This is a genomic window from Bradyrhizobium pachyrhizi (genome assembly GCF_001189245.1).
Lineage (GTDB): Bacteria > Pseudomonadota > Alphaproteobacteria > Rhizobiales > Xanthobacteraceae > Bradyrhizobium > Bradyrhizobium pachyrhizi.
On record NZ_LFIQ01000107.1, the window covers coordinates 73692 to 81028 of the forward strand.

The window sequence follows — 7337 nt, forward strand, 5'->3', positions numbered from 1 at the left end:
GACGCTCGCCGCGCATTGGCTGATGCCGCGCCTTGGCCCGTTCCTGCGTGATCACGCCAACATCCAGCTCGAGATCATCACCCATCCGTTCCCGGCCAGCGTGCGCCGCCGCGAGGCCGACGTGGTGCTACGGCCGGTCGATCCGGGCGAGGAGAACCTGATCGGGCGCAAGATCGGGCGGCTCGGCACCGGCTTCTACGCTTCCCGCGACTATGCGGCCGGCCGCAAGCTGCCGGAGCGGCGGGACGAGTGGCGGGGCCACCATGTGATCGGCTTTGCCGACCAGGCCTCCAACGCGCATCTGGCGCGCTGGAGCGATGTCATCACCCGGCAGGGCACGCTGGTGATGCGCTGTTCATCGCAGGGCGACATGCTCGCGGCGGCGCGGGCCGGGCTCGGGATTTGCGCGCTGTCCTGCCTGGTCGGGGCCGACTACCCCGATCTGGTGCGGGTCGCGCCGCAAAAGCTCTCGAGCCTTTCCGATCTCTGGCTGCTCGCCCATCCCGATCTGGTCGAGCTTCCCGCAGTGCGCGCCGTCATCGGCTTCGTCACCGACTGCGCGCGCCAGGACCGCGTCAGGCTGCGCGGCTAGAGCGCGTCGTCAGGCGCGCGCCCGCAACAGCGTCACCGCGAGTAGAAGGAAGGCCGCGCAGGTCCACAGCGACTGCCAGTTCTCCGCCCCTTCGTTGAATCCTGTGTAGATCGCCGTTGCAACGAAAATGCCGGAAAAGATCGACTCCGCCAGTGGGCGGATTCCCTTCGTGGGAGGATTGAGCAGCGTCACGGCCGCAAAGGGCACCGCCGCCATGGTGAGAGGCGCAAAGGGGAAGTCAATGAAGCGCGGGTCGAACACGAGACCGATTGCGGTCGCCGTGCCGATCACGACGGTGATCATCAAGGCCAGTCCGTGCAGGGTCACCAGCACCGATTCAGTGTGGTGGCCCTTCGGACCCAACACTTCGAAAAAGCTGGGCGGTGCGCGGCCCGACATCAGGGCGTTGGCGCCCAACACCGGCGAAGCCGTGGCCGCCACCAGAAGCGAGCCCCAGACAAGCCAGCCTCCCGTTCCGTAGCTTTCATAGACCAATCTTTGCTCGGCGACGCCAAACAGGATTCCCGCCGTGGTCGCCGATAGCGCGACCGCAAGCCATGGAGCGAATGCGGGCTTTCTCGGCTTGCGGCGCAAGGTCAGCCATGCCGCGCCGAATACCAGGATCGCCAGCGCCATTCCGCTGCACATTTGCAGCTTCCAGAGCGGAAAATTGCTGACCGGCTGGCCCGGCGGATATTTCGGCATGCGCTGCTCGGAATCGAACAGGCCCCAGGAGCCGCCGACCGTGCCCTCGATCTCCCGCTTCCATCCTTCATCATAGGCCTCGAACAGGTTGACGCGGAAATGCTCGCGCCGGGCAAGATCGAGGACCTCCGAAACCACTCGCGCCTGATTGATGCGGGACGGCAGCGCGGACTCGCGCATGCGCCCCTCGCTGGGCCAACCGATTTCTCCGATAAAGATTTCCTTGCCCGGAAAAGCCGCGGCGATCTGCCGGCGCATCTCGTCGGCATGAGCGGCGGCATCTTCCGCCCGGATCGGAACATTTTCCCAATAGGGCAGGATGTGAACCGTGACGAAGTCGACCGCGTCGGAAAGCTCGCGATTGCTCAGCCAGAATTCCCAGACGTCGGCATAGGTGACGGGTACGGAGACCTGCGCCTTGATCGAGCGGATGGTGGCGGCAAGGTCGGAAGCCGCCATCTCCTTGCGCAGCAGAACCTCGTTGCCGACCACGAGCGCAATGATCGTGTCCGGATAGTCTTTGGCGAGGCGGATCGCGGTTTCCACCTGCGTTGCATTCTTCTTTCGGTCCCTGTCGAGGAAAATCCCCTGAATGACCTTCAGCCCCGCCTTGGCCGCGAGTGCCGGAATCTGATCGAGACCAAGATCGGTCGCATAGGTGCGGATGCAGTGGGATATCTTGGCGAGTTGCGCGAGATCTTCCGCGATCTGTTCCGGCGAAACCTGCGTCGCCGGCGACAGCGATGTCTGATTGTTGCGGAACGGCGCGTACGAGATGCACTGCACCTTGTCGTTCGGATCGATCGGTGCGCGCGGCAGGCTGACCGGGATGCCGAGCCACCACCACACCGCGGCGATCGCGCCCAGGGATAACGAGAGAAGCGTCAGCGGGATACGGAGAGAAATCAGGTCCGTCTCCTTGCAATAAGGACGTGCTGCGCGTGCAAAATGGGCGAGGCCGGCAAATTGAAAAACTATAAGTCTGCTGATTCTATATCACGCGATCACGCAGTTGGCGTGTTTTTCTCGACGACTACTTTGCACCGGCGATCACGCCCTCGCGATTTCTGAGCACGCGATAATACGCCCACCACAGATGCGCCGCGGCGCCGCGCAGCGGACGCCACGGCTCCGCAAGCGGCGCCATCTGCTTCGGCGTCGGCCGCTCCTTCAAGCCGAGCCCGACCTTGACCGCTTCCTGCACGGCGAGGTCGCCCGCGGGCCAGGCATCGCCATGGCCGAGGCAGAACAGCAGATAGACATCGGCGGTCCACGGGCCGATCCCGGGCAGCGCGGTCAGCGTGTTGTGCGCCGCATCGGCCTCCTCATTGGCAAGGACGTCGAGGTTCAGCCGCTCCTCGGCGAGTTCGCGCGCGATGTGCTTCAGCGTCTTGATCTTGGCCGCCGACAGCCCGAGCCGGCCGAGCCGGTCGGCCCGGGCCTTGCGGATCGCGTCATGGTGGAACGGATCGAACGCCGTGCTGACGCGCCCCCAGATCGCCGCCGCACTCGCGGTCGAGAGCTGCTGGCCGCAGATGATCGCGGCAAGCCCGGCAAATCCGGGCTCGCGCTGCCGGATCGCCGGCATGCCGGTCAGCTCCAGGATCGGGCGCAGGCGGCGGTCCTGGTCGACCAGTTTGTGGATCGCGTCGTCGAGGTCGGCCTGGGTTTCGAGATGAATCAGCATTTGCGGGGTCTGCATGGGCTTGTCAGGCGCGGGCTTGACCCGCGCATCGATCTCCTATCGTAACAGAGTCTTGTCCGGGCGCATGAACCAGAGTCGCCGCGGCAAGCCCGGCAATGACGCGTGACCGATCACCATGCCACCCGTTTTCCGCTTCGCGCCGAGTCCGAACGGCTACCTGCATCTCGGCCACGCCTATTCGGCGCTGCTCAACCACGACCTCGCGCGGCAGTCGGGTGGACGCTTGCTGCTGCGGATCGAGGACATCGACGCGACGCGCTGCAGGCCGGAATTCGAGCAGGCGATTTACGAGGATCTGGCTTGGCTCGGCATCGCCTGGGAGACCCCGGTGCGGCGGCAGTCCGAGCATTTTGCCGCCTATGGCGCGGCGATCGACCGCCTGTCGGTCCAGCGGCTGGTCTACCCGAGCTTCGAAAGCCGGGCCGAGGTCGCGCGCCTGGTCGCGGAGCGCGAGGCCGGCGGGGCGTGGCCGCGCGATCCGGACGGCGCGCCGCTTTATCCGGGGCCGGCCAAATCGCTGTCGGCTGCGGCGCGCGACCGGCTGATCGGGCAGGGCGTGCCGTTCGCGTTGCGGCTCGACATGGCGTCAGCCCGCGCGCATGCCGGCGAGCTGCGCTGGCAGGAAGCGGGCGAGGGGCCGGCTGGCGAGAGCGGAGACGTCGTGGCCCGGCCAGAGGCCTGGGGCGACGTGATCCTGGCGCGCAAGGAGACCCCAACCAGCTACCATCTCTCGGTCGTGATCGATGACGCGCTGCAGGGCGTTACCGATGTCGTCAGGGGCCTTGACCTGTTCTGGTCGACCAGCGTGCATCGGCTGTTGCAGGAACTGCTTGGTCTGCCCGTGCCAAACTATCGGCACCACCGGCTGATCCGAGACGTGACCGGCCAAAAGCTGTCGAAATCGACCCAGGCGACCGGACTGCGCGAATTGCGGGCGGCTGGGGCGAGCCCGGCCGATATTCGCCGCCTGGTGGGTTTGCAGTAGATTTTGGCCGTTTGATCGCATCATGGCGTTTTGCGCGGGCGCGCAGTAAACGTCGCCGTGACTCCGGCCCGCCTGGCATGCCATGTTGTTGACCGGGGCGGGGATCACGGAGACCATGGCGTCAAAATCGCGCGCACGGCGCAGCAAGCGGCCATCCAAAGGGACGCCGCCGAAGACACGCGCCGCCAAAACGCGTGCTGCCAAGACACGGACTGCCAAGACACGGACTGCCAAGACACGAACGGCCAAGGCCCGCGCCGCCAAGGTGGCGGCCAGGCCGCGCCGCAAGCGGGCCGTGCCAAAGCCGGCCCCGAAGGCCGGTCCCGGCATGGTCGATACCGCACTTGCCGCCTTTGCCCATGAGGTGCGGACGCCGCTCACCGGAATCCTCGCGATCAGCAATCTGCTCGCGACATCCGATCTCGGCGAGCGCGAGCGGCGCTGGGTCGATACCATCAAGGCCGGCGCCGAGCATCTGGCGAGCCTTGCGACCCTGTTCGTCGATGCCGCCCGGAGCGAGGGGCCGGGGCTCGAGATCCGGCAGGATTTCTTCGACCTGCGTACGCTGGCGCGCCACGCCGCGGATTCGCTGGCCGGCCGCGCGGCGGCCAAGGGGCTGCAGGCTTCCGTCGAGGTTTCCGACCAGCTGCCTGCCTTTGCGGTCGGCGATCCCGTCCGCCTGCGCGCGGCGCTGGAAAACCTGATCGACAACGCGGTGAAGTTCACCGAGCAGGGCAGCATCGAGCTGCGTATCGCGCCGGTAGGCACGGTCAAGGCAAGGTCGGGCGACAAGATCGGCGTCGCGTTCGCGATCTCCGACAGCGGCATCGGCCTGACGCTATCGGAGGTCAAGCGCCTGTTCCGGCCGTTCTCGCAGGCCAACGTCTCGATCGCCGCGCGGTTCGGCGGCGCCGGGCTCGGCCTGTCGTCCGTCAGGCAGCTCGCGCGCGCCATGGGCGGCGACATCGTCGCCGACCGGCGCGCCGGCGGGGGCACCACCTTCACGCTCAAGGTGGAACTGGCGCCCGCCGAGGGGCCGGCGGGCTCCGCCTCCGGCGAGAGCGCGGCCGCGCTGCTGTCGCAAGGGCTGCGGCTGCTCAGTGTCGAGGACAATCCGTTCGGCCGCGTCGTGCTCAACACGATCCTGACCGAACTCGGTCACCACGCCGAATTCGTCGGTCAGGGCGAGGCCGCGCCCGACCGGCTCGTGCAGGGCGCCTTTGATGCCGTGCTGATGGACATGGTGTTGCCCGGCATCGGCGGCATCGAGGCGATCAAGCGCATCCGAGCGCTGCCGCCGCCGCACGGCCGCATCATGATTGTCGGGATTTCCGGCCGGGCCGAGGACGAAGCCGCGGCGCGCGCTGCCGGCGCAGACGGCTTCCTGGTCAAGCCTGTGTCCCCGCGGGCGCTCGCGACTGCGCTGCATGAAGCGACACGCCGTGCGGCAGCCGCGACTTGATGATCGCCGCGTTCAGCTCGCCGCCGAACACGAAGATCGCGGCGATGAAATACAGGAACACCAGTGCGATCACCACCGAGGCCAGCCCCGCATACATCGTGACGTAGTTGTTGGCGAAGCGTGCCAGGTACATGCCGAAGCCGATGCCCGAGAGCAGCGAGGCCACCATGGTGAAGATGATGCCGGGCAGGATTTGCGTGAAGCTGCGACGGCCCGCCGGCAGCCAGGCGTGCAGGATGAAAAGCGCGACGACCAGCGCCAGGATCGTGACCCCGTAACGGGCGGTGTTGAGCAGGCTCTCGTTCGACTCGACGAAGAACGGGATATAGCGCCGCGCTGCCTCGATGATCAGCGGTCCGAGCACGATCAGGAAAGCCATCGCGAGCGAGGTGAACGCCGCGACCAGCGTGTAGCCGATCGACTCCAGCCGCAGCCAGTACCAGCGCCGCGGCTCGATCACGGCGTAGGCGCGGTTCAGCGCCACCCGCAGCGCCTCGACGCCGTTGGAGGCGAAGTAGACCGCGAGCACCGCGCCGATGGTCAGGATGTCGCCGCGGGTGTTGGTCAGCACGTCGTGGATCTGGCCGGACAGCGCCTCGGCGACCTGCTGCGGCCAGACCTGCAGCATCAGCCCGACCGCCTGGTCGGCGAGCTGCTTGGAGCCGAAGAAGCCGGCCACCGAGGTCAGCACGATCAGGAACGGAAACAGCGCCATCAGCGTCGACAGCGCGATGTGGCTCGCGATCGCCCAGCCATCGTCGGCGAGGAACGTGTAAAAGGCATCCATCACGACGTGGGTGACGTAACGAAGCTGCTTCACATTCCACCCGGCATTGTCGAAAACCGCTCGGCCCGAGAACGGACCCAGCATCTGATATTACGCGCTGAAAAGCCAGTTGGTTGCATGGCCGGGCTGTGTGGAAGTCCGCGTCCTGCGGTGTTATGTACCGCAAATGACATCTCTCCTCAGCACGATCATTCTTCCCATCGCCGTCGGCGCCGTCGCGCTGGTGCTCCTGCTCGGCCTCATCAACATGATGAAGGGCGGCTCGCCGGACACGTCGCAGAAGCTGATGCGGCTGCGCGTGCTGCTGCAGTTCGTCGCCATCGTCATCGCGATGCTCGCGGTCTGGGCGATGGGGCGCTAGGTGAGCTAGATTTGTCGGGCTATTCTCCACCTCTCCCGATCGGAGTGGTGGACTCGAACATCGAACACCGGAGCCTGCCATGGTTGTTCTCAATCGGATCTACACGCGCACCGGCGATGACGGCACCACCGCGCTCGGCTCCGGCGAGCGGCGGCCGAAATACGATCTGCGGATTGCCGCCTATGGCACGGTCGACGAGACCAATGCCGCGATCGGCGTGGTGCGGCTGCATCTTGCCGGCAGCCCCGAGGTCGATGCGATGCTCGGCCGGATCCAGAACGATCTGTTCGATCTCGGCGCCGACCTCGCGGTGCCCGAGCGCGAGGGCAAGGCCGAACGTCTGCGGATGCTGGCAAGCCAGGTCGAGCGGCTTGAGCGCGATATCGACAGCCTGAACGACCAACTCACGCCGCTGACCTCGTTCGTGCTGCCCGGCGGCACGCCTGCCTCTGCCTATCTGCATCTCGCCCGGACGATATGTCGCCGCGCGGAACGGATCATGGTGGAACTCGCCGCCCAACCCGATGAGCCGGTCAATCAGGCTGGCATCCAGTATATGAACCGCCTGTCGGATTTCCTGTTCGTTGCCAGCCGCTTCCAGAACAATAAGGGAGCGGGAGACGTGTTGTGGGTGCCGGGCCAGAACCGCTAAACTGGTTCAAAACCGGGGGACGGTTTTTTGGCTTTGGCGCGTTGACCGGGAGAAACGGGACCTTTAGGTTCCGCGCCAGCCAACCGAA

Annotated in this window: 8 protein-coding genes; 5 read left to right on the top strand and 3 right to left on the bottom strand. The window is 66.3% G+C overall.

The features are described from left to right. Positions 1 to 592 (top strand): LysR substrate-binding domain-containing protein (locus tag AKL29_RS27525; RefSeq protein WP_244482460.1); only part of this gene is annotated, 592 nt, incomplete at its 5' end. 9 nt (positions 593 to 601) lie between these two features. Here AKL29_RS27525 and AKL29_RS27530 read toward each other — a convergent pair. Together AKL29_RS27530 and AKL29_RS27535 are read right to left on the bottom strand one after the other, a co-directional pair. Then, on the bottom strand, positions 602 to 2164 hold the full coding sequence (locus tag AKL29_RS27530) for a glycoside hydrolase family 17 protein (protein WP_050386335.1): 1563 nt from the start codon (positions 2162 to 2164) through the stop codon (positions 602 to 604). 166 nt (positions 2165 to 2330) lie between these two features. Next, entirely contained in the window at positions 2331 to 2984 is a 654-nt protein-coding gene (locus tag AKL29_RS27535; protein WP_028333626.1) for a DNA-3-methyladenine glycosylase family protein, read from the bottom strand. A gap of 133 nt (positions 2985 to 3117) precedes the next feature. Here AKL29_RS27535 and gluQRS point away from each other — a divergent pair, with 133 nt between their 5' ends. Together gluQRS and AKL29_RS27545 are read left to right on the top strand one after the other, a co-directional pair. Then, on the top strand, positions 3118 to 3987 hold the full coding sequence (gluQRS, locus tag AKL29_RS27540; protein WP_050386336.1) for a tRNA glutamyl-Q(34) synthetase GluQRS: 870 nt from the start codon (positions 3118 to 3120) through the stop codon (positions 3985 to 3987). Between the two features lie 115 nt (positions 3988 to 4102). Next, positions 4103 to 5449 carry an ATP-binding protein gene (locus tag AKL29_RS27545; protein ID WP_082190730.1) on the top strand — a complete coding sequence of 449 codons (1347 nt, stop codon included), beginning with the start codon at positions 4103 to 4105 and terminating at the stop codon, positions 5447 to 5449. Here AKL29_RS27545 and AKL29_RS27550 read toward each other — a convergent pair. Then, complete coding sequence (locus AKL29_RS27550; protein ID WP_370143883.1) at positions 5376 to 6236, bottom strand: YihY/virulence factor BrkB family protein; 861 nt, start codon at positions 6234 to 6236, stop codon at positions 5376 to 5378. The genes AKL29_RS27545 and AKL29_RS27550 overlap by 74 nt on opposite strands. Positions 6237 to 6402: 166 nt before the next feature. Here AKL29_RS27550 and AKL29_RS27555 point away from each other — a divergent pair, with 166 nt between their 5' ends. Together AKL29_RS27555 and AKL29_RS27560 are read left to right on the top strand one after the other, a co-directional pair. Continuing rightward, entirely contained in the window at positions 6403 to 6597 is a 195-nt protein-coding gene (locus tag AKL29_RS27555; RefSeq protein ID WP_028333623.1) for a twin transmembrane helix small protein, read from the top strand. 79 nt (positions 6598 to 6676) lie between these two features. Continuing rightward, on the top strand, positions 6677 to 7249 hold the full coding sequence (locus AKL29_RS27560; protein ID WP_050386338.1) for a cob(I)yrinic acid a,c-diamide adenosyltransferase: 573 nt from the start codon (positions 6677 to 6679) through the stop codon (positions 7247 to 7249). Positions 7250 to 7337: the final 88 nt, after the last annotated feature.